The 20,894-nt window shown below is 60.8% G+C and carries 17 protein-coding genes and 1 riboswitch; of the genes, 13 read left to right on the forward strand and 4 right to left on the reverse strand.

The genetic code is table 11. The annotated features are described in order from the left end of the window. Positions 1–213: 213 nt before the first annotated feature. Entirely contained in the window at positions 214–816 is a 603-nt protein-coding gene (locus HYPDE_RS12215) for a DUF1285 domain-containing protein (protein WP_015598782.1), read from the reverse strand. Between the two features lie 167 nt (positions 817–983). On the opposite strand from HYPDE_RS12215, the gene HYPDE_RS12220 reads away from it, so the two are divergent. From HYPDE_RS12220 to HYPDE_RS12265, 10 genes are all read left to right on the forward strand, one after another. Next, a complete protein-coding gene (locus HYPDE_RS12220; protein ID WP_041320459.1) occupies positions 984–1,982 on the forward strand; it encodes an AAA family ATPase in 999 nt (332 codons plus the stop codon). A gap of 6 nt (positions 1,983–1,988) precedes the next feature. Continuing rightward, positions 1,989–2,960, forward strand: coding sequence for a DUF58 domain-containing protein (locus tag HYPDE_RS12225; RefSeq protein ID WP_015598784.1), 972 nt, complete (start codon positions 1,989–1,991; stop codon positions 2,958–2,960). Further along, on the forward strand, positions 2,957–5,938 hold the full coding sequence (locus tag HYPDE_RS12230; protein WP_015598785.1) for a DUF4159 domain-containing protein: 2,982 nt from the start codon (positions 2,957–2,959) through the stop codon (positions 5,936–5,938). The genes HYPDE_RS12225 and HYPDE_RS12230 overlap by 4 nt, the downstream gene beginning before the upstream one ends. A 24-nt stretch (positions 5,939–5,962) precedes the next feature. Then, positions 5,963–8,098, forward strand: coding sequence for a membrane protein (locus tag HYPDE_RS12235; RefSeq protein ID WP_015598786.1), 2,136 nt, complete (start codon positions 5,963–5,965; stop codon positions 8,096–8,098). Between the two features lie 41 nt (positions 8,099–8,139). Then, positions 8,140–8,919 (forward strand): NAD(P)-binding domain-containing protein, encoded by a 780-nt coding sequence (locus HYPDE_RS12240; RefSeq protein WP_244437628.1) that lies wholly within the window; start codon positions 8,140–8,142, stop codon positions 8,917–8,919. 91 nt (positions 8,920–9,010) lie between these two features. Then, positions 9,011–10,627 (forward strand): DUF4332 domain-containing protein, encoded by a 1,617-nt coding sequence (locus tag HYPDE_RS12245; protein ID WP_015598788.1) that lies wholly within the window; start codon positions 9,011–9,013, stop codon positions 10,625–10,627. Positions 10,628–10,755: 128 nt separating this feature from the next. Further along, positions 10,756–10,865, forward strand: a riboswitch (TPP riboswitch). Then, complete coding sequence (locus tag HYPDE_RS12250) at positions 10,861–11,247, forward strand: hypothetical protein (RefSeq protein ID WP_041321261.1); 387 nt, start codon at positions 10,861–10,863, stop codon at positions 11,245–11,247. Its footprint overlaps the riboswitch before it by 5 nt. A 28-nt stretch (positions 11,248–11,275) precedes the next feature. After that, on the forward strand, positions 11,276–13,345 hold the full coding sequence (thiC, locus tag HYPDE_RS12255; protein WP_015598790.1) for a phosphomethylpyrimidine synthase ThiC: 2,070 nt from the start codon (positions 11,276–11,278) through the stop codon (positions 13,343–13,345). An 86-nt stretch (positions 13,346–13,431) separates the two neighbouring features. Then, positions 13,432–13,842, forward strand: a complete 411-nt coding sequence (locus HYPDE_RS12260) for a hypothetical protein (protein WP_015598791.1) — start codon at positions 13,432–13,434, stop codon at positions 13,840–13,842. A 79-nt stretch (positions 13,843–13,921) separates the two neighbouring features. Continuing rightward, positions 13,922–14,554 (forward strand): hypothetical protein, encoded by a 633-nt coding sequence (locus HYPDE_RS12265; RefSeq protein ID WP_041320460.1) that lies wholly within the window; start codon positions 13,922–13,924, stop codon positions 14,552–14,554. A gap of 117 nt (positions 14,555–14,671) precedes the next feature. Here the strand turns inward: HYPDE_RS12265 and HYPDE_RS12270 are convergent, their stop codons facing one another. Continuing rightward, on the reverse strand, positions 14,672–15,415 hold the full coding sequence (locus HYPDE_RS12270) for an ATP-grasp fold amidoligase family protein (protein ID WP_051111998.1): 744 nt from the start codon (positions 15,413–15,415) through the stop codon (positions 14,672–14,674). Between the two features lie 912 nt (positions 15,416–16,327). Beyond that, entirely contained in the window at positions 16,328–17,662 is a 1,335-nt protein-coding gene (locus HYPDE_RS12275; RefSeq protein WP_244437630.1) for a polysaccharide deacetylase family protein, read from the reverse strand. 234 nt (positions 17,663–17,896) lie between these two features. Between HYPDE_RS12275 and HYPDE_RS12280 the strand changes: the two genes are divergently transcribed. Both HYPDE_RS12280 and HYPDE_RS12285 read left to right on the forward strand, forming a co-directional pair. Further along, a complete protein-coding gene (locus tag HYPDE_RS12280; protein WP_015598795.1) occupies positions 17,897–18,235 on the forward strand; it encodes a hypothetical protein in 339 nt (112 codons plus the stop codon). Positions 18,236–18,405: 170 nt separating this feature from the next. After that, positions 18,406–18,894 (forward strand): bactofilin family protein, encoded by a 489-nt coding sequence (locus tag HYPDE_RS12285; RefSeq protein ID WP_015598796.1) that lies wholly within the window; start codon positions 18,406–18,408, stop codon positions 18,892–18,894. Positions 18,895–19,000: 106 nt separating this feature from the next. Here the strand turns inward: HYPDE_RS12285 and HYPDE_RS12290 are convergent, their stop codons facing one another. Further along, positions 19,001–19,312 (reverse strand): hypothetical protein, encoded by a 312-nt coding sequence (locus HYPDE_RS12290; RefSeq protein WP_015598797.1) that lies wholly within the window; start codon positions 19,310–19,312, stop codon positions 19,001–19,003. A 190-nt stretch (positions 19,313–19,502) separates the two neighbouring features. On the opposite strand from HYPDE_RS12290, the gene HYPDE_RS12295 reads away from it, so the two are divergent. After that, complete coding sequence (locus HYPDE_RS12295; protein ID WP_041320461.1) at positions 19,503–20,474, forward strand: magnesium transporter CorA family protein; 972 nt, start codon at positions 19,503–19,505, stop codon at positions 20,472–20,474. Positions 20,475–20,894 lie beyond the last annotated feature (420 nt).

Below are 20,894 nucleotides of genomic sequence, written 5' to 3' on the forward strand. Positions count from 1 at the left end.
TTTCTACGGCTTCGTGATTTAAGTAATTCGATTGGTCGCGCGGTGATTGCGGATTACGGGACAGATTCCAATTGGCCCACTAATGGTCGACCTGAGGTCATGGCTCGGTCAGCTTATAGTGAATTGCAGACCGGATACTGAGAGTTGCGATCTGCGCCGAGTTCCGGCCGGCAATGTTCGCCTTGGATCAGAAGCGGACGTTAAGCACGCGCATTATGCCAATTCCCACCACACGCCCCCGCTCCACACACCGACCTTATCGCCGTTGCGGCCCTTTGGCTCGGCGAGCGCAACAAGCTCAGCGTAGACGGCGCGGGTGCAGAGGGCTTCCAGGCGTCCGCGGACGAGGACGTAGGGTTTCAGTCCGCCGTCGGGCTCAGTCTGTTCGAAGCGCAGAGGGTGGTCGGCATTGAGGGTGACGACATCGTCGACGTTGGTGCGGAAAGTCAGCGTCTGATCGCGACCATCACCTGACACCGCCATCTCGACAGCGAGGAAGGGCGCGTCCTCGACTTCGACGTCGACCTTCTCGGTAGGCGTCACGAGATAGGTCTTGCCGTCGTCATCCTTCCGCAGAATACTCGCAAAAAGCTTGACAAGCGCAATGCGCCCGATCGGGCTTCCCTGATAAGCCCAAGCGCCGTCTCGGCGGATTTTCATGCCGATGTCGCCGCAGTAGGGCGGGTTCCAGCTGTCGACGGGACGTGCGCCTGCCTCACCGCTTTCGGCGGCGGCGCGCAACAGCGCATCGAGTCCTGTGGACGATGTTGCGGGAGTTTCTTTCATGCCGGCAAATTCATGAGCTTTATCCGGCATCTGCCGTAACCCGATGGGCCGCCGAATTGGCGCCTTATCCTAACATAACATTCACTTGACCCTATGAGGGCCGGGCAGGATCGTCTAGGTTCAAGGCGCTGCCGGGAACGCCATAGCTCGGCCCTTTGTTTCCCTTTGCGAAATCTGCCGAGCGAGGCCTTCCGTCCATGAGCAATGTCGTCGAGACCCATACCGATATCGTGCCGCGGCTCGAAGCGGCTGCCGAGCGCGTACAACGCGCGCATAAAGCTGCCGCAACGGTCATCTTCGGACAGGACGACGTCATCGAGCGGACGCTGATCACGATCCTGTCGGGCGGACACGCACTGCTGATCGGCGTGCCGGGTCTCGCGAAGACGCTGCTGGTTGAAACGCTGGGGAAGGTCCTCGGACTCGACGCCAAGCGCATCCAGTTCACACCAGACCTGATGCCGTCAGACATCATCGGCTCGGAAGTGCTCGACGACGAGCCGGGCCGCGGACGGTCGTTCCGCTTCATCAAGGGGCCGATCTTCACGCAGCTTCTGATGGCGGACGAGATCAACCGCGCGTCGCCGAAAACGCAGTCGGCGCTCTTGCAAGCCATGCAGGAGCATCATGTCACCGTTGCGGGGCAACGGCACGACACGCCCGCGCCGTTCCATGTGCTCGCGACGCAGAACCCACTCGAACAGGAAGGCACGTATCCGCTGCCCGAAGCCCAGCTCGACCGGTTTCTTCTGCAGATCGACGTCGGCTATCCCGATCTCAACGCCGAGCGGCGCATGCTTTATGCGACGACCGGCACCGATACCGCCAAGGTCGAGCCGGTGATCTCGGCGCAGGACCTGATGGCGACGCAGCGTCTCGTTCGCCAGATCCCGGTTCCTGATAAGGTCGTCGAAGCGATTTTGAAGCTCGTGCGTTCGGCGCGTCCAGGAACGGGCGAGAATGCCGAGACGGACCGCTTCGTCGCTTGGGGCCCCGGTCCGCGCGCCAGCCAGGCATTGATGCTCGCGGTGCGCGCGAAAGCCTTGATCGACGGACGCCTCGCGCCGTCGGTCGACGACGTCATCGCGCTGGCGGAACCGATCCTGAAACACCGCATGGCGCTGACGTTCGCGGCGCGCGCCGAGGGCGAGGACCTCAATCGCATCATCGCGCGTCTCGCCGCGTCGGTGGAGTAATCGCGAATGGCGGGCCCCCGAGGGCAACGACAGGGCACCAATAACGAGAGCCGGCACGTCCTGGCGCTGGAGCGTGAGGCCGTCAGCCTCGTCGACCGGATGCCGGAACTCCTGATGGAAGCGGATCGCATCGCCTCGACCGTTGCGCAGGGCATTCACGGGCGGCGGCGCGCGGGGCCCGGCGAGACGTTCTGGCAATTCCGGCAATATCAGGCGGGCGAGAACGCGACGCTCGTCGATTGGCGGCGGTCTGCGAGTTCCGATCACTTGTATATCCGCGAGCGCGAGTGGGAAGCGGCTCACACGCTCCATCTCTGGCCGGACATTTCTCCGTCGATGAATTTTCAGAGCCACATCGCGCCGGTTTCGAAACGCGACCGCATGCTCGTGCTGACGCTTGCCGCGGCCGAGCTGCTCGTGCGCGGCGGGGAACGCGTGGCGCTGCTCGCGCAAATGTCGCCAACCGCGAGCCGCAACGCCGCGACACGCATCGCCGAGACGATCGCAGGGAACAGCGATTCCGGAATGACGAATGACGGCCTTCCGCCGAAGACTTCGCTCAGCCGGTTTTCCGGACTCATCCTGTTCAGCGATTTCCTGTCGCCACCGCAAGTCATCCGCGAGCGTCTCGAAGGCTTTGCGGGCAACGGCGTCGCGGGGCACATGGTGCAGGTGATCGACCCAGCGGAAGAAACGTTGCCTTATCACGGGCGCACGGAATTCCTGAGTCCGTCGGGCGATCAGCGATGGGTAGCAGATCGCGTCGAAGCGCTGCGTCCGAAATATCGCGCGCGTTTCGAAGCGCACCGCGCAGAGCTTGCCGAGATGGCGAAGCGGTTCGGCTGGTCGTTCCTGACGCATCATACCGACCGGCCCGCGTCCGAGCCGCTCTTGTCGCTGCTAATGCGGCTCCAGGGTTCCGCGAGCGGCTATAGATGGATGTCTGCAAGCTCCGACGTGACGGAGCGTGCATCATGAGTTTCGGTTCCCTCGCATTCCTCAATCCTTGGCTGCTGGCGGCGCTGATCACGCTGCCGATCATCTATTGGCTGCTGCGTGCCGTGCCGCCGCGTCCGACGCAGGTCGAATTTCCGCCGACGCGCATTCTGGTCGGGCTTGAGAACGAGGAAAAGACCGCCGAGAAGACGCCGTGGTGGCTGACGCTGATCCGGCTTATCGCGGCGACGCTCGTCATCCTGGCACTCGCTGAGCCTGTCCTCAATCCGTCACGCGACGCTGCGCTGACGGGCGAAGGGCCGGTTGCCATCTTCGTCGATAACGGCTGGTCGGCAGCGTCGCGCTGGCCCGAACGCGTCGCGATGATCGACCGGATCATCGGTGAAGCGGAGAGCAAAGGCCGTCCGGTGATCGTTGCCGGAACGGCGGCGGCGACGAGACTGCCCGTACTCAAAATTCAATCGCCCGCAGAAGCGCGGAGCACCGCTGCGGCGCTCGTGCCCGAGCCCTTTGCGCCGGATCGCGATGCCGCAGTCGGTGCACTGAAGACGGCGCTCGATCAGGCGGGAGTCAAAAATCCGAGCATCGTCTGGCTGCAGGACGGCATCGATCACAAGTCGGATGCAGCCGAGGTCGCCAAGAAGCTTGCCGGGCTCGCAGGCAGCGGCACGTTCGCTGTCCTCGATGAGGCGAAGGGGCACGAAGCGCTCGGACTTGCGGCACACCTCGGCGAAAAAGGAAAGCTCGAAGCGACGATTTTCTCGCCCGGCGGACCAGCGCGGTCGGGCAGCGTCTATGCGTACTCGGCGCGGAGCGAACGACTCGGCGAAGCGCCGTTCAAGCTCGCGGCCGGAGAGCGGTCCACAACGGTCGTGTTCGACCTGCCGCTCGAATTGCGCAATCAGGTGGCGCGCCTTGAAATTGCGAGCGAACGCTCGGCCGGAACCGTCAGCCTGATCGACGCGGCGACGCAGTGGCATCGCGTCGGCCTTCTGTCGGGCGAAAGCCGTGAGGAAGCGCAGCCGCTGCTGGCACCGCTCTACTACATCGAGAAAGCGCTGAAGCCCTATGCCGATCTCGCGATCGCCAAGAATGCCAACCTGTCGGATGGTCTCGACGCAGTCTTGAAGCAGAACATCTCGGTGTTGATGCTTGCGGATATCGGCACGCTGACAGGCGAAGCGGCAAAAAAAGTCGACGACTTTGTGAAGCGTGGCGGTCTGCTCGTGCGCTTCGCCGGTCCGCGGCTTGAAAAAGCGGGCGACGATCTCTTGCCGGTGGCCCTCAGAAGCGGCGGGCGCTCGCTCGGCGGCGCGCTCTCGTGGTCGACGCCGCAACCGCTCGCGGGATTTGACGAGAACAGTCCCTTTGCGGGGCTGACGATTCCGAAAGACGTGACGATCAACCGGCAGGTGCTGGCTGACCCAGCGGAGCTGACGCCCGAAGTCGAAATCTGGGCGCGGCTCAAGGATGGTACACCGCTCGTGACGGCCGCCAAGCACGGCAATGGGCGCCTCGTTCTATTCCACGTCACCGCGAATTCCGATTGGTCGAACCTGCCGATGTCCGGTCTGTTCGTCGACATGCTGCGGCGTCTCTCGACAATGGGCACGATCGGCGCGGCTGGCGCACAGGGCAGCGCTTCGACCGAGACCAACGCGAATGCGACGGACACGACCGACACGAGCGACGCCAACGTCTTGGCGCCGCTCAAGACGCTCGATGGCCTCGGAGCGCTTCGCACGCCGCCGCCGACGGCCGAGCCCGTCAAAGCGTCCGAGCTTGAGAAGACGGCACCGAGCTTCGAGCATCCGCCCGGATATTACGGACAGCCGGCAAGCCCGCGCGCGCTGAACGTGCTGACGCCGAAGAGCACACTCATTCCATTTCCGAATCTTCCGGCATCGGTGACGCGGCTCTCCTATGACAACGGCGCGAGCACGGCGTTGAAGCCGACGCTGCTCGGCGTTGCGCTCGGATTGCTGTTTGCCGACATCCTCGCGGTTCTCATTTTGCAGGCAGGCGGACTCGGAGGACTCTTCTCGCGCCGTCCGCGCCCGCACACCGGAGCAGCGGCCATCGTAGCGCTGGCGGCGCTCGCCTATGCAGCATTCCCGACCAACGTCAGAGCACAGGACTTCTCACCGCAGGATTTTCAAGAACCGGAGATTCGGCAGCTCGACTCGTTCACGCCCCACCGTCCTTCGGACGGCACGCAGATCGTCAGATCGGGCAATCTTTCGGCGGCCGACAAGATCGCCATCGACGCAACGAGCAAGGTGACGCTTGGCTACGTCATCAGCGGCGACCGCACGACGGATGAAACGAGCCGCGCGGGTCTGCAGGGACTCGGGCGGGTCCTCGAAACACGCACGGCCGTCGAACCCGGCGAACCGATGGCCGTCGATATCAAGAAAGACGAGATCGCATTCTATCCCGTTCTTTATTGGCCGGTTCTCGAAACAGCCGAAGCCCTGCCCGACGCGGTCATAGCCAAGATCGATGCCTATATGAAAGAAGGCGGGCTCATTATTTTCGACACGCGTGATTACGGACAGGGTGGCAGCAGCACATTACCGCTCGCAGGAAAAGGCGGATCGGCGCTGCAACGACTCTTGAGCAAACTCGACGTGCCGCCGCTCGAACCGGTGCCTGAAAATCACGTCGTGACGAAGTCGTTCTATCTGCTCCGGTCGTTCCCCGGTCGCTGGGACGGCGGGCAGCTCTGGGTCGAAGCGATCCCGAACAATGAGAACGATACGCATAAAGCGCGCGTGTCCGACGGCGTCACGTCGATCATGATCACATCGAACGATCTCGCAGCGGCCTGGGCGCTCGACGATCGCGGCCGCCCGATCTACCCGACGGTTCCGGGCGGCGAGATGCAGCGCGAAATGGCGTTTCGCGGCGGCATCAACATCGTCATGCATGCGCTGACGGGCAACTATAAAGCCGATCAGGTGCATGTGCCGGCACTGCTCGAAAGACTTGGGCAATAAAGTCGGGGGCAATAGAGGTCAGATTTGAACTGGTCGATTACATTCGCTCCGCTCGTTCCCAGTCCCGTGCTGATCGCACTGGCGGTGGTGGCGCTTGGGCTCGTCATCGCGCTGCTCGTCAGGCGATCGCGCGGCGCGCTCCTCCGTCTCGCGGCTCTGGCGGCGCTGATCGCGGCGCTTTTCAATCCGATCCTGAAAGAGGAACAGCGTGAGAGCCTCGCCAACGTCGCCATCGTAGTGCTCGACGAAAGCCCGAGCCAGAAACTTTCCGACCGGACGAAACAGCTCGAGGCAATCCGCGGCGATCTCGAGAAGAAGTTCGCCAAGATCCCGAACCTCAAGATCAAGTGGGTCACCGGCGGCGTTCCCGGCGAGCAGACGCCGCCCGGAACAAATCTGTTCACCGATCTCAACGCGGCGTTGAGCGACACCGCGCCCGACCGCATTGCGGGTGTCGTTTTCGTCACCGACGGTCAGGTGCACGACGTGCCGAAGTCGGCGGCGGCGCTCGGTTTCGATGCGCCGGTGCACACGCTGCTGACCGGCAAACCCGACGAATTCGACCGGCGTATCGAGGTGATCGAGGCGCCGCGCTACGGTCTCGTGGGGCAATCGCGTCCCATCGAGCTCGCCGTGCGGGAGACCGGCAAGGCGCCGACATCCGAATCCGGCGCCGTAACGCTGAAAGTCCGCCGCGAAGGCCAGCCTGACGAAACGGTCCGCACCGAAATCGACCGCAAAGTCAAAATTGACATGCCGATCCCGCACACGGGAACGAACATCGTCGAGATCGAGCTGGCGCCGACGCCGGGCGAATTGACGGCTGCCAACAATCGCGCCGTCGTCGCGGCCGAGGGCGTGCGCGAGAACCTGCGCGTACTGCTCGTTTCGGGCGAACCGCATCCGGGCGAACGTACGTGGCGCAATCTTCTGAAATCCGACGCTGCGGTCGATCTTGTGCACTTCACGATTCTGAGACCGCCTGAGAAGCAGGACGGAACGCCGATCAATCAGCTCTCGCTCATCGCGTTCCCGACGCGCGAACTCTTTTCTGAAAAGATCAACGAGTTCGACCTGATCATCTTCGACAGGTACGAGCACCGGGGCATTCTGCAGCTTCTCTACTACGACAACATCGCGCGCTATGTGGACGAGCATGGCGGAGCGCTGCTGGTTGCGGCAGGTGACGATTACGCCAGCGCCTATAGCATCTATCATACGCCACTTTCGTCCGTGCTGCCGGCGGCTCCAACGGGCCGCGTTCTTGAAATGCCGTTCCGCGCCAAGGTCACGCCGGAAGGCCAGAAGCATCCGGTGACACGAGGTCTGCCCGGCTGGAATTCGGCGAAAGTTGCGGACGCGTCTCCGCAGCCGACCTGGGGGCGCTGGTTCCGGCAGGCCGAGGTCAACGCCGAACGCGGCCGCATCGTGATGACCGGCGCCGAGGACAAACCGCTGCTCATTCTCGACCGCAAGGGCAAGGGGCGTGTTGCGCTGCTGACATCCGATCAGGCGTGGCTATGGGCGCGCGGCTACGACGGCGGCGGGCCGCATACCGATCTCCTCCGCCGGCTTTCGCACTGGCTCATGAAAGAGCCCGACCTCGAGGAAGAGCGACTGATTGCTTCCGCACGCGGACTGAAACTGACGCTCGAACGGCGCTCGATGGAAGACAAGGTCTCGCCAGTGAAGGTGCTCGGGCCCGGAGGCGATACGACCGACGTTACGCTCGCGCCGGCGACAGGAGAGCCTGGCGTCTGGCGCTCGACGATCGACGTCAAATTGCCGGGCCTCTACAAAGCCGAGACGCCCGCCTCTACCGGCCAACTCACCGCCGTCGCCAATGCCGGTGTCGAAGACCCGCGCGAGATGAGCGAGGTAACGGCGACAGAAAACAAGATGAAGCCTATCGCGGACGCGACGGGCGGCGGCGTTTTCTGGACACGAACGGCAAGCGGCTCGGCAACGGATATCGATGTGCCACGCATCTCGATGATGTCAGCGGCAAAAGTCATGGCTGGTTCGGGCTGGCTTGGGCTCAAGGATCGTAAGGCGTACCTGACGCGCGGCGTCAAGCTGACGCCAATGTTCACCGGGTTGGCAGCGCTTTCAGCGCTGTTGGCCTTGATCGCGCTCGCGTGGTGGCGCGAGGGACGCTAGCTCGCTGTAGCGCGGAGGGAATGATGGCCAACGATAAACCTATGAGCGATCCGCCGGTCGGAGTCATCGGCAGCGACGATTACGGCCCGGCGATCGCGACACGCATTGCAGCGTGCGGGTATCGTGTCCTCTACGCGGGTCTGCCGGGCTCGCCCGTCGTCACGCGCGGGCAAAGGTTGGAACCTGCTTCGACGCCGACGGACGTTGCGTTCGAGTGTCCTGTCGTGCTCGTCGCGGTTGACGACACGGAGGCGATGCGCGGACTCCTCGTTGGCAATCCGGACCGGATGGGAATGGGTGCCGAGATGCAGCCGGGATCGGTCGTCGTCGATCTTGGCGCGCGCACGCCCCGCGAGTTGCAAGCCCTTCTCGGGCTTCTCGGCACGCGCGGCGTGGCGCTCGTCGATGCGGCCCTGATCGGCGGTTCGGACGCGGCGGCGGAGGGCCGGGCCAAGATCATGCTCGGCGGCTATCCCGACTCTGTCGAAATCGCGGACAAGGTGCTCTCGCTTCTCGGTCAGGTCGAGCGCACCGGACCGCTTGGCAGCGCGCACGCAATCGCGGCGCTGATGGGATACGTCGAAGCGGCACATGCCGTCGCGCGAGAAGAAGCGCTGGCACTTGGACGGGCCTGCGGGCTCACTCCGGACGTCCTGGTGCGCATGCTTTCGGATGCTTCTCTAGCTCGCGAGACGAACATCACACGGCTTGAGCGGCGCGCCGATCTGGCGCGCCGGATTGCCCGCGACCGCGGCCTCAGCGCCGAGATCATCGATCTCGCGGCGGAGAAACAGTCGCGGCAGCGGAGCGAAAATCGTTGATGACCCGCTTGGGCGCCTCCGACGCAATCGAGGGCGACGCGCGACTCGCGTAGACATCGGGCTGGTACAGTGACCAGCCCTGAGGCAAGAGATGTCCGCGCTCTTTCGAATTGTCTATGCCACGCACGCCAATGGCACGCATCACAAGCTGGCGCTCGATGGACTCGACGCCATGCCGCGCGCGGACAAGAAAGCCTGGTCGCGAATCTTCTTAAAGCATGTCGAGCGCTATCTCGAAGGCTCGAAAGCTCCGGACGTTACTTTCAAGGATTTCAAGAACCACGTGCTGCACGTCTCTGAGAATTTCTGGGGCGGCGCGCCGGAGAAGGCCGATGAGTGGTATCGGCGGACGGTTGCCGAGATCAAAGCGGGCAACTGGCCGGAGGCCGTCTATGCGGCGGGCGTGCTCAGCCACTATTACACCGATCCCGTCATGCCGTTTCACACGGCACAGACAGAAGCCGAGAACGCCATCCACCGCGCGACCGAGTGGAGCATCAACCGCTCATACAATGCGCTGCGCGCGATTGGGCAGCAGCGATTTGCGAATATCAATATTGCGGTTCCGGCCGGCGCCAATTGGTTGAAGGAATTCGTGTGCACCAGCGCCGAGTTCTCGCACCGCTACTATGAGAAGCTCATTGCACACTACGACATTCACAAAGGCACCGTCAGGCCCGAAGACGGACTCGACGACATCGCACGCACGATCGTCGCCGAACTCTTGATGTACGCGGCTAAGGGCTATGGGCGTGTGCTCGATGCGGCAATTTCGGAATCGGGCGTTGCCGCCCCTGATGTGTCGCTGACTGCCGAAACGTTCCTGGCGATGACGCAAATTCCGCGCAAGTTCATCGAGAAGCGATTGACGAACGAGGAAGACCGGAAGCTCGTTGCGGCGATTTACGACGAGCTGAAAACGACCGGACGCGTCGAGAATTCGCTGTCGGAAGATGACCGCACGATCCGCGATCTGCATCGCAAGGAAGTTCTGGAACCGCAGATTGCTCAGCGGAACGAAGCGCGCATCGCGCGCGTGGCTGGTGGCTCCGCTGTTCCGAAGCAGACACCGCCCATGATCGCCACGCCGAAAGAAACGACGTCCGCGCACGATACGACGGCGCTCGAACTGGCCGTCGCAAAGTCGTCTCACATCGCTTCCGAAGTAACCGAGCGTCCTCCCGCTTTGCCGCTGCAGGCCGATGTGTCAGCGACCATGGCGCGAACGCCGCATCCGAATCCTATTCCTGCACGTGCGCCGCAGGAAAGGATGGAAGCGGATCGTACCTATCTGTTCGAAAGCGACGACCTCGAAGCGGCGCCGTCCATCGGTCCGAGAATGGCGGAGCACTTCGCCAAAGTCGGCGTGCATACGGTGGGGGATTTTCTCGAATGCGATCCGATGGCGCTTGCGGAAGACCTCGACGATCCGCATTTCGACAGCGAGACGCTGACCGACTGGCAGGATCAGGCGCGCATGGTGATCGACGTTCCAGGCCTGCGTGGAACGCATGCGCAGCTTCTCGTCGGCGCCGGATATCGCACGGCAGAGGCCGTCGCTGAAGCCGATCCGATCGTTCTTTCGGCGCATGTGCTGAAGTTCGCCGCCACGTCGGCGGGTAGACGCGTGTTGCGCGAAGGCCGTCCGCCGGACATCGAGAAAATCAAAGGCTGGGTCGATGCCGCCAAGCACGCGATGGCGGCTTAGACAACGCGTTCTTAGGGCTTTCCGCGTGCGACGCGCTGTTGCGCCTCGCAAAGGCGCGTTTGTCGGAATAATGAATGGCTAGGCCGTTAGCCTGACTTGCCATTGCAGTTCAATGGCGCCAAAATCAAACTGTTTCCGAGGGGCGCCGGTTTATCCGGCTGAGATCGCGTAAGGAACGCGAGCACCCTTAGAACCTGATCCGGGTCATGCCGGCGAAGGGACGGGAGAATGCGATGCAAACTTCGATCTTTTTGGCACGCCTCATGGGACCGGTCATGCTCGTGATCGGCCTCAGCCTGGCGATCAATTCGAAAATCTACACCGAGATGTCGGCGGAGTTCGTCGCCAGCCGTCCGCTTGTTTATCTCGCCGGCGCATTTGCACTGACGCTCGGCGTGTCGCTGTTGTTGAACCATAACGTCTGGGTCGCAGACTGGCGGATCATCATCACGCTTTTCGGCTGGTTCGCGACGATCAATGGCGTGCTCCGCCTGATGTTTCCCGATTGGGTAAGGCGCATCGGGCCAAACACGTTCAGGACTGAAAAGCCTGTCTTCGTCTCCGGCATTGTTGCAGCGGTCCTTGGCGCGATCCTCTGCATCGCCAGCTATTCGCATTGAAAATCCACTCGTTTGACTGGAGTTCGAGATGAACAAACCTTTTTTGCCGTCCGACCTCGTTGCACCGAAGGTTACGACCGGTCCGGTGCAGGGTTCGCGCAAAATCTATATTGTGCCCGAAGGTGCACTGGTTCTACGCATCCCGTTCCGCGAGATCGTGCTGAGCGAGACGAGCGGCGAGCCGCCGTTCCGTGTCTATGATTCCTCGGGGCCTTACACCGACTCGGCAGCGACGATCGATGTCGAAAAGGGTCTGCCGCGATTGCGCGATGAATGGGTCAAAGAACGCGGCGGCGTTGAAGCGTATGACGGCCGCGCGGTAAAACCTGAAGACAATGGCAACGTCTCGGACGCGCACGCGGCGCGCGTGTTTCCGACTGTGCACCGGCCGCTGCGTGCGATTTCACCCTCCCCCTTGCGGGGAGGGTGGCGTGAAGCGCCGGGTGGGGGTTCGCCGCAATCGCCGGAGCTGTCAACTGCCCCCCCTAGCCCCTCCCCGCAAGGGGGAGGGGAATTCAGTGATGCGGCTACTCCCTCGCCCCGCTTGCGGGGAGAGGGTTGGGGGGAGGGGCCGCAACAAGCTCCTGCGCAAGCGGCTGACCCTCTCTCCGTGGAAGGAACGGGGGGAGGGAATCTCCTTACCCAACTCGAATATGCGCGCGCGGGGATTATTACGAAGGAGATGATCTACGTTGCGCATCGCGAGAACCTTGGGCGAGCCGAAGCTCTCGCGCGGGCGAAGGATGCGATCGGCGATGGCGAGAGCTTTGGCGCCGAAATTCCCGAGCACATCACGCCAGAATTCGTGCGTGACGAGATTGCGCGCGGCCGCGCCATCATTCCGGCGAATATCAACCACGGCGAATTGGAGCCGATGATCATCGGCCGCAACTTCCTCGTGAAGATCAACGCCAATATCGGCAACTCGGCTGTCACGTCTTCGGTCGAAGAGGAAGTCGAGAAGATGGTGTGGGCGATCCGCTGGGGCGCCGACACCGTTATGGATCTCTCGACGGGCCGCAACATTCACACGACGCGCGAGTGGATCATCCGCAATTCGCCGGTGCCGATCGGGACCGTGCCGATCTATCAGGCGCTGGAGAAATGCGACGGCGACCCCGTCAAGCTGACGTGGGAGCTTTACCGCGACACGCTGATCGAACAGTGTGAGCAAGGCGTCGACTATTTCACGATCCACGCGGGCGTGCGGCTGCCGTTCGTGCCGCTGACGGCCAATCGCGTGACGGGCATCGTTTCGCGCGGCGGCTCGATCATGGCGAAGTGGTGCCTTGCGCATCACAAGGAGAGCTTCCTCTACGAGCGCTTCGACGAGATTTGCGATCTGATGCGCAAGTATGACGTCTCATTCTCGCTCGGCGACGGATTGCGTCCGGGCTCCATCGCAGACGCCAACGACCGCGCGCAGTTCGCCGAGCTCGAAACGCTTGGCGAGCTGACCAAGATCGCCTGGGCGAAAGGCTGTCAGGTGATGATCGAAGGCCCCGGCCACGTGCCGATGCACAAGATCAAGGTCAACATGGAGAAGCAGCTCAAAGCCTGCGGGGAAGCGCCGTTCTACACGCTCGGGCCGCTGACGACCGACATCGCGCCCGGCTACGATCACATCACGTCGGGCATCGGCGCGGCGATGATCGGCTGGTACGGAACGGCGATGCTCTGCTACGTGACGCCGAAGGAGCATCTCGGTCTTCCGAACCGCGATGACGTCAAGACCGGCGTCATCACCTACAAGATCGCAGCGCATGCGGCCGATCTTGCGAAGGGGCATCCGGCGGCGCAGCTTCGCGACGATGCGCTATCGCGGGCGCGGTTCGACTTCCGCTGGCAGGACCAGTTCAACCTGTCGCTCGACCCCGACACGGCTACCGCCTTCCATGACGAGACGCTGCCGAAGGACGCGCACAAAGTCGCGCATTTCTGCTCGATGTGCGGGCCGAAGTTCTGCTCGATGAAGATCACGCAGGACGTGCGCGACTACGCGGCAACGCTTAACGACAAGGAAATCGGCATGGCGGACATGAGCGAAAAATTCCGCAAGATGGGCGGAGAACTCTACATCGATGCCGAAAAGCAATAGGTCGCCGACGCCTTTTTGATAGGATTGCGATGCGGGCGGTACTTTCGGGTTCCGCCCTTTTTTTGCAGCACCAACGGGGGATGTCCATGGGGTTTAAGGCTTATCAGCTCTGCGAGTTGTTCGGCATAGTTCTGCTGCTTGGATCGACGGCGACGCAGATGTTCTATCTCGATCCCTTGAAGCGCGAGATCGAATGGCGGCTTGCGGCTTTCAGCATCCAACAATCGGCGCAGGTCCAGCTCAAAGCGATCCATGACAATCGTATCGTGCTTTTGCAGGCGGCGAATGCCTCGGCAGAGAAAATTAAGGAAGCGGAAGCCGAGCGAGACAAAAACCTCGGCCGCTATAGGACCGCGGACGCCAATATCTCCGACTACATGATCGAGAAGGAAAGCGTCGAAGACAATCTGCAGATGATCGTGCTGGCGCTTTTTGCACTCGGGACCCTGCTCGCCGGCTTCGGGCGCGCCATGGAGATGCGCGCGCAACCCGACTAAAACGATTGCAGGTCACCGAGCTGAACATGTTTTTGACGCATCATAATTCTATCGGACGCTACAAACGAAGGTTTTCGATATGCGAACGCGAATGATTTCTGCTCTGCTCGTTGTGTTTTCCGGATTGGCCGGATCGGCGGCGTTTGCGGAGGAGCCAGGATCTTCCACGATCATCGCGCCCGTGCTTGGACAATTGGTCGGTTTCACGCTGCCGGGCGGATTCGAGATCCAGAAGGCACAAGCCGACGGCGGCCGATATTTTCGCGCTGCCATTCCGAAGGGTGAGAGCATCGACAATTGGTCTCAGCTGATCAGCATAACCGGCGCCAAGGACATCGACAAAGATCCCAAGAAGACCGCGCAATTTATCGCCGCGAATATCTCGGGCAGTATTCAAAAACTCTGTCCGGACACCTTTTCGGTGAAACCGCTGGGTTCGACCAAGATCAATGGTCAGGACGGCTTCGTCGCAATCACGAGCTGCGGGAAAGTAGAGCCGGATAAACACAGAGAAACTGCGTTGACGGTCGCGATCAAAACCAACGAAGCCGTCTACACGATCCAATGGACTGAACGCACACCGGCGAATGCCGAAAATCTGACGATCGACGAAGAGAAGTGGAAAGGCCGCTTGAAGCAGATGGTCCCATTCCGGGTCTGCCCAGTCGTCGCCGGTGAAAAAGTGCCGTATCCGAGTTGCACGAAGCAATAGGCGGCCCGCAACAAGCGGCGGGCCCAACGGCACAACAGTCCGTTGCCGCTCTTCGTGTCGACGATTTCGGACCGACGACTGCGTCCTATTTCAGTCCGGACGCTAAACCTGGCAAGGTCAACTGCGGAAAGACTCTCGAAATTCCAGGGGGCGATCGTCAAATCGCCACGCATTGCCGAGGCGCGTTTCCCATGACGACGGCTTGAATATCGCGACCCCTGCCGTCGGCGTGAAGGTCAACTCGCCGAAGACGACACGCTCCTTCAAACTATATAAATCGACACGAACGAAATCTATGCCGCGCGAAAGCAGGGACGCCAGAACCTTCATCTCTTCGAAATTGGCGGGGCGGTCGATCTCGACCTCGCGCGTTTCGGGCCGGTAGCCGCCTGGGATCCGTTTCCAATCGGTGTCGTAGAACGGGTTGATCGAATGAGTATTGTTGTCGACTTGTATCGTTTCAATTTTGCCGTCAAAGCACCAGAAGCGATAGTCTAGAGGTCCGTCTTCCTCGCCATCGTCCAGCATTTCCTCGATGACGATCTGGCGAAGAATAGCGTTATAGTGATGCTCGCCATGCTGGCTGGCGAAATCCGCATTCATCCATCTTTCCATCTCCTTGACAACAGATACCCGATCAATCTCGCCCCGGACCAGCCGGTTCATGGCGGAGCCATGGTTGGCTTTGATCATGTATTTCTCGGGCAGCGTTTCGAATGGGACGGCATGGACGTCAGTGCCGTGCCAAAGCAGTTTTGCGAGATGGGCGCCGCCGATATGACGCTCCACATAGTTGCGCACGCGGAATTTATCCGAGAGCTCGCTCATCACGCGGTCGCCCGCGCGGCTGACTGCGATCATCCGACAAAAGAGCTTCTCGGAGAAAGATTGCGGGCTGCTGGTGTCGAGTGCATGTCCATGTATTTTTTGGAATCGCTCTTTAAGTTGCTTTTCACCTGCCGAATGCCGATGCGAGGTTGGATTTGCAGCCTCGAAGCGGGGGGCCGTCATGAACGCTCTCCAAAATGACTCCGAATAACCATAAGAGTCGGTGCACCGACGTCTACGGCAAAGACTATTGTGAGGTTTGAAATCCGCAATCGTGCGCGAAGCAGACTTCAACAAGTATGTCTGATGTGGCGCACGCATCCCTGCCTTTCGGGTCTTTTCAAATCGAACGAACCGTGAGAGTCTCTCCATATCAGCAACAATCGAGAGGAGGTGATCCGATGTCGAGTGGGATCTTGAGGCGGTCGATGTCGTGGTCGCTCAGACTTGCATCCGGAAATCTCCCGGAGTGCGTCTGATACGACGAACGCGGACATCGCACTCCGCTTTCATGACGAATGATCTCACGGGGCCGCCTTAAAAGGCGGCCCTTTTTCTTTTGCGAAATCTGCGTGCTCTCGCTTTTTGCTCAGAATGTTTCGTTGTAACCGAAACACCACAGCAATATCGAATCAGTGAGAAGTGATTCGTTTTTCTGTGGAAGAACCGGCAATGCTGACATACCCTTTTGCTCGTGGGACAGCCGATCGGGGGACTGGCTGGGGGACGAAATACCCACACATGCCGTAACACGATACGCAAGTTCATCGCTCGCAGTGTCGCGTACGCCCGATAAAAGCTTGGCCTTTGCGCTTGGCATTAGATTTGGCTTGCGGCGGGTCCGGGGGGACCTCACAGGGCGGCCAAAAAGAAATGGGTGGCATATCCTGCCACCCATTTCTTTTTTGGTACTTTCCCTAATAATTAGCCGATCCGCTGAGGTCGCTATTCTCCAAACCACAGCTTCCAGGTCTCTTTAGCGCGCTCCATGAGCGATTTGTGCGTCGTCTCTTGCGGCGCTTCACTTTTTGCAGCAGGCGCCGCCGGCGCGGCCAGTTTCGCTTCCTCACCCGAAACCGTGCGCACCACGGACGCCGTAGTCATCAACGGCGGCGATGCCGGTGCAGTTGCAGAAGAAGCAGCCGAAGCGGCAGGCGATGTCGCGATGCCGGAATTTCCAGATACCGCGCTCGACGGTTCATTCGATGACTGCTTGCCGGGACCCGGGGTCGTCCCGGGGGGCACCGCCGTTTCGGGCGCAACGGTAGATTTCTTCGCCGGCGACGCCGCAGATGGAAATGCAGGAAGCGGTGCCGAGGCCGATCCCCCGCCATCGGGAGCATGCACGCTTTCTTCTGCGGGCGCGGTTGGCATTCCCTCGGGCTCGGTTGCGTCGCCCGCGCCGTCATCCTTCGGCGCCGCTCCGCCGACCGTTTTCACGACGCTCGACATCGGCCGTTCGGCGCCGACCTGCGGCAGCCCCTTGGCCTCTTTTTCTATAGCCTCGTCAAATTCGGCAAGCGTTACGACCGGCGCCTTGGCCGTCATGTGTACGATCTTGTAACCCTTCGCCTTCAACTGGGCGAGAATGATGGGCAGCGCCTGCGCAGTTCTTTTGTGAATGTCGTGCATCAAGATGATGCCCTTGCCGCGCTTGTCGAGCTTGGCCATCACCGATTTGATGAGATGATCGACCGTCTGCGGCTTGTAATCGACACTGTCGATGTCGGTTGAAAACATCGCGATGTTGCGCTTGCCGAGATAGGCAACGGCTTCCGGCGTATCGACAAGCGTCGGGAAACGGAAGAACGGTGCGATCGGTCCGCCGACGGCGCGGTGGACGGCGCTCACGCCGCGCTCGATCTCCGCCTTGCCATCGTCGAAGGTCTTCAGCTTGCCGATGGCCTTGTGGCTCCAAGTATGCGTTCCGACGGTGTGTCCGGCTTTAGAAACCTCGCGGATGATTTCGGGATAGCCGAGCGCCATCTTGCCGATCGAGAAAAATGTCGCCTTCACGCATTCGTCCGCGAGCGCTTTCAATACGGCCTCGGTTGAGTATTTCTGCGGGCCGTCATCGAAGGTCAGCACGACCTCCTTATCCTGCAGGAAGTCGTAGGCCTTGTAATGCTCCATGCCGAAGCCCGGACCGCCGGTCGTATCGATTTCAACCGTTCGCGAAACACCGAGCGTTCCGTTTCTCGGGCACGCATCTTCCGCCGAAGCGCTAACGGATAGGCCGCTCAAGAATGCGAAGAAAAAGCCCCACACAAACCAACGCATTCCCATAGGCATCCTCCCCGGCGATCCGACGTCTGATCATAGCAGACCGGGGCGCGCGAAACAGCCGGTCTTGCAGGTTGCGAGCTTCCGTTCTCCGTCCAAAAAGGGCGTCCGGTTAGCTCGATATTCAGCACAAGTGTCGCACGAGTCGTCATTCGGCGCAGCTTCGGTTGCGATCCGGAAATTCCCTACCTACTTTCAAGTCCGTAGAGTGGATAACGGAGAAATTTTCTCATGGCAGCGTTTTTAAGCCCACTGCTGACGACCGCAGCCGCTGCTTTGGTTCTGATGGGCTCGGCTGGGTTGACTATAACGCAGGCCGCTCCGGGAGCGGGCGCGGTAGCCGTGAACCAAGCGTCTTCCGATCTCGTCAGGGTGCACGATGATGGATACCGCTGGCGCCACCGCCGCCATCACCGTCGCTATTATCGCGGGCAAGTGGTGGGCGCGCCGTTCGCGCATGTCGAAAGCGGCCGACGCACGATTGTCGATGCGCCGTTCGTCCACGTCTATGAAGGTCGGCACGGCACTCACGTCGTGGCGCCCTTCGTGGACCTTTGGGAACCGCGCTGACGCCGGAACAGCGCTATTCCGCACCAATTTCGGGCGGCGCAGGAGGCTCCTTCAGGCTATAGAATTTGCCTGGAGAACTTTCGCGCTTGGCCATAATGTGCCCAAAGTGAGGTGGTGTAACGGCTGTCGCGGGACCGGCGATAACCGATGTCATTGTTAGGGGGTATGTAATGTTTAACCGCGTAGCGACGCCTGATCCGCGCAACGTCGAGCCGATCAAGTCCATCACGCCGCAGCCAATTTCACCGATCAAGACGTCAGCGCCCCCGCTCTTCGGTGCGGCGCAGCATCATTCCGGACTGGCAGTTGACGCTCCAACGTCCGTACTCGGACAGGACATCACCATCGCTGGACAACAGCTTGTCATAAAGACGAAGGGCTCGCTGCTAATCGCAGGCCACATCCAGGGCGATGTGCATGGGGAGTCCGTCACAGTTGGCGATACGGGCAGCGTGGTCGGCACGATAACGGCTCGCACGATCATCATCCAGGGCGAAGTTAATGGCGCCCTGAAGGGATCGTCGGTCAATCTCAATGCGACGTCGCGGGTCGAGGGCGATATCGTCAAGCAGACACTCTCGATCGACGAAGGCGCGCAGTTCGATGGCAGTGTTCGCCGTGCCAAGGATGTCAGCGAAGTGACACCCGATCTCGGGTGAAGCCCCGGCGCACGCTCCGGATCAAATCGGATTTCTCGGATGGCGTTTGCAGAAAGCGGACGCCATTCTCTATTTGTCCGATGCGCTCGCGCGCACGCGGCCGCCGTCAAAAGCGTCCGCGTCCATTCGGGTTCACCTCATCACAGGCTTCCTTGATGCGGATGTCCTGGCCGACGAAGCGGCAGACGTGGCGTTTGAAATTCGGATTGTTCCGGACCTTGGCGTCCGGCGCGTTGAAGCCGTATTGGCGCGCGACTGCCGCAACGAGGTTGTCGCGGCAATAGGGCGTCGACAGCATGGCGCCGTCGACAAGCTGGAAACCGTTCGAACATTTGATTGCGGCGGAAGCCGGTTGCACCATTGTGACAGCGAGGCCTGCAGCCGCCAGAGAGATCGCTGCCGAGTGTTTTTTTGCCATCGTCAATCCTAGTCCGTTGCAGCGCGGGGCACCCGCACTCTTCCTAATCGTCGTTTTTCAGCTTAGCAGGCTTGCCTTGCCGCAGCCGCCATGAAATTGGTCTCGCGATCAGACACGGAGAACCGACTGAAAGGTTTCTGAGCGCTCCTTCCAGGTGGTCGCAATCGACTGATTTTTCAGAGGTATGCCAATGATAACTGTGTACGACGCAGTCGGCGGCAAGCTGGTCGCGCGCTCCGAAATCGGCAACTTGTCGAGCGGCGGGGTCTGGATCGATCTCCTCAATCCAGCCGAGGATGAAGACAAGACCATCGAGCAGGCGCTCGGTATCGAGGTTCCGACGCGCTCCGAAATGCGCGAGATCGAGGCGTCGAACCGTTTCTACACCGAAAACGGCGCCTACTATATGACCGCCATCATCGTGCACAACAGCTCACAGGATGTGCCGATGACGTCGGTCATCACCTTCATATTATCGGGCACACGCCTCGTGACAGTGCGTTATGCCGATCCGCGCGCCTTTCCGCTTTACGTCGCACGCGCAGCCAAGGGCGATCCGGCATGCGCGAGCGGCCCAGGCATCATGATCGGCCTCATCGAGATGCTCGTCGAGCGAGAAGCGGATCTCATAGAGCGGGTGCAAGACCAGGTCGAACGCATGGCGCCGATCGTATTCGGCCAGAACGGCTCGCAGAATTCCCGTGACCGCCGACTCGACGTGCTTTTGAAAACGGTCGGCAAAGAAGGCGACATCACCGCAAGAGCGCAAGAAAGTGCGATGTCGATTCACCGGCTGCTCCTCTATTTTGCGAACGCCGTGAGGGAGCGCAAGGACGACAAACGCATCATGGCGCGGATCGAATCCGCCAACCACGACATCACGTCCTTGATGGAAAGCCTGCGCTTTCTATCAGCTCGGACAAGCTTTCTGCTCGATGCGACGTTAGGCATGATCTCCACTGAGCAGAACCAGATCATCAAGCTATTCTCAGTCATGGCCGTGATGCTGATGCCACCGACGCTCGTCGCTTCGATCTACGGTATGAACTTCAGGTACATGCCAGAACTCGCTGAGACATGGGGCTATCCGCTGGCGCTTGGCCTGATGTTCGTGTCGGGGTTGGTGCCGTTCCTCTATTTCCGGAAGAAGGGCTGGCTTTGAGGTTGTCACCGGGCGTTCCGCGGGCCGTCCCAACAATGCTGAAGGCGCGCCTGTCGCGGCTGAATTCCTTGCGCGAAATACGACGTACGCAGACAGAAAACTCTGTTGCGACGCGGTAGTCATTTGATACGGCGAGATATCCGTTTGCAGCCGGGATGGACGTTCGGGTACGGATCGAGCTGCGGCAGGACGTCACGCAACTCAAAGATGCACCTATAAACATTTATGTTTTTCAATGCGTTAAATAATATGGTTAAAATGTGGTAGAAGCAATGGGTTGACCGCATAGCCGTCCGATGCTCGTTGTGCGGCGCCAGGACGGGGTCTCCCCCAGTCATCACGGGCAGCAGTTCGAACTGGGTTCTGGAGTTCGGGTTACGGGTCTTTTCAGGGAATCCTATTTTATGAGTCACTTCTCCC

Source organism: Hyphomicrobium denitrificans 1NES1 (assembly GCF_000230975.2).
Classification (GTDB): domain Bacteria; phylum Pseudomonadota; class Alphaproteobacteria; order Rhizobiales; family Hyphomicrobiaceae; genus Hyphomicrobium_B; species Hyphomicrobium_B denitrificans_A.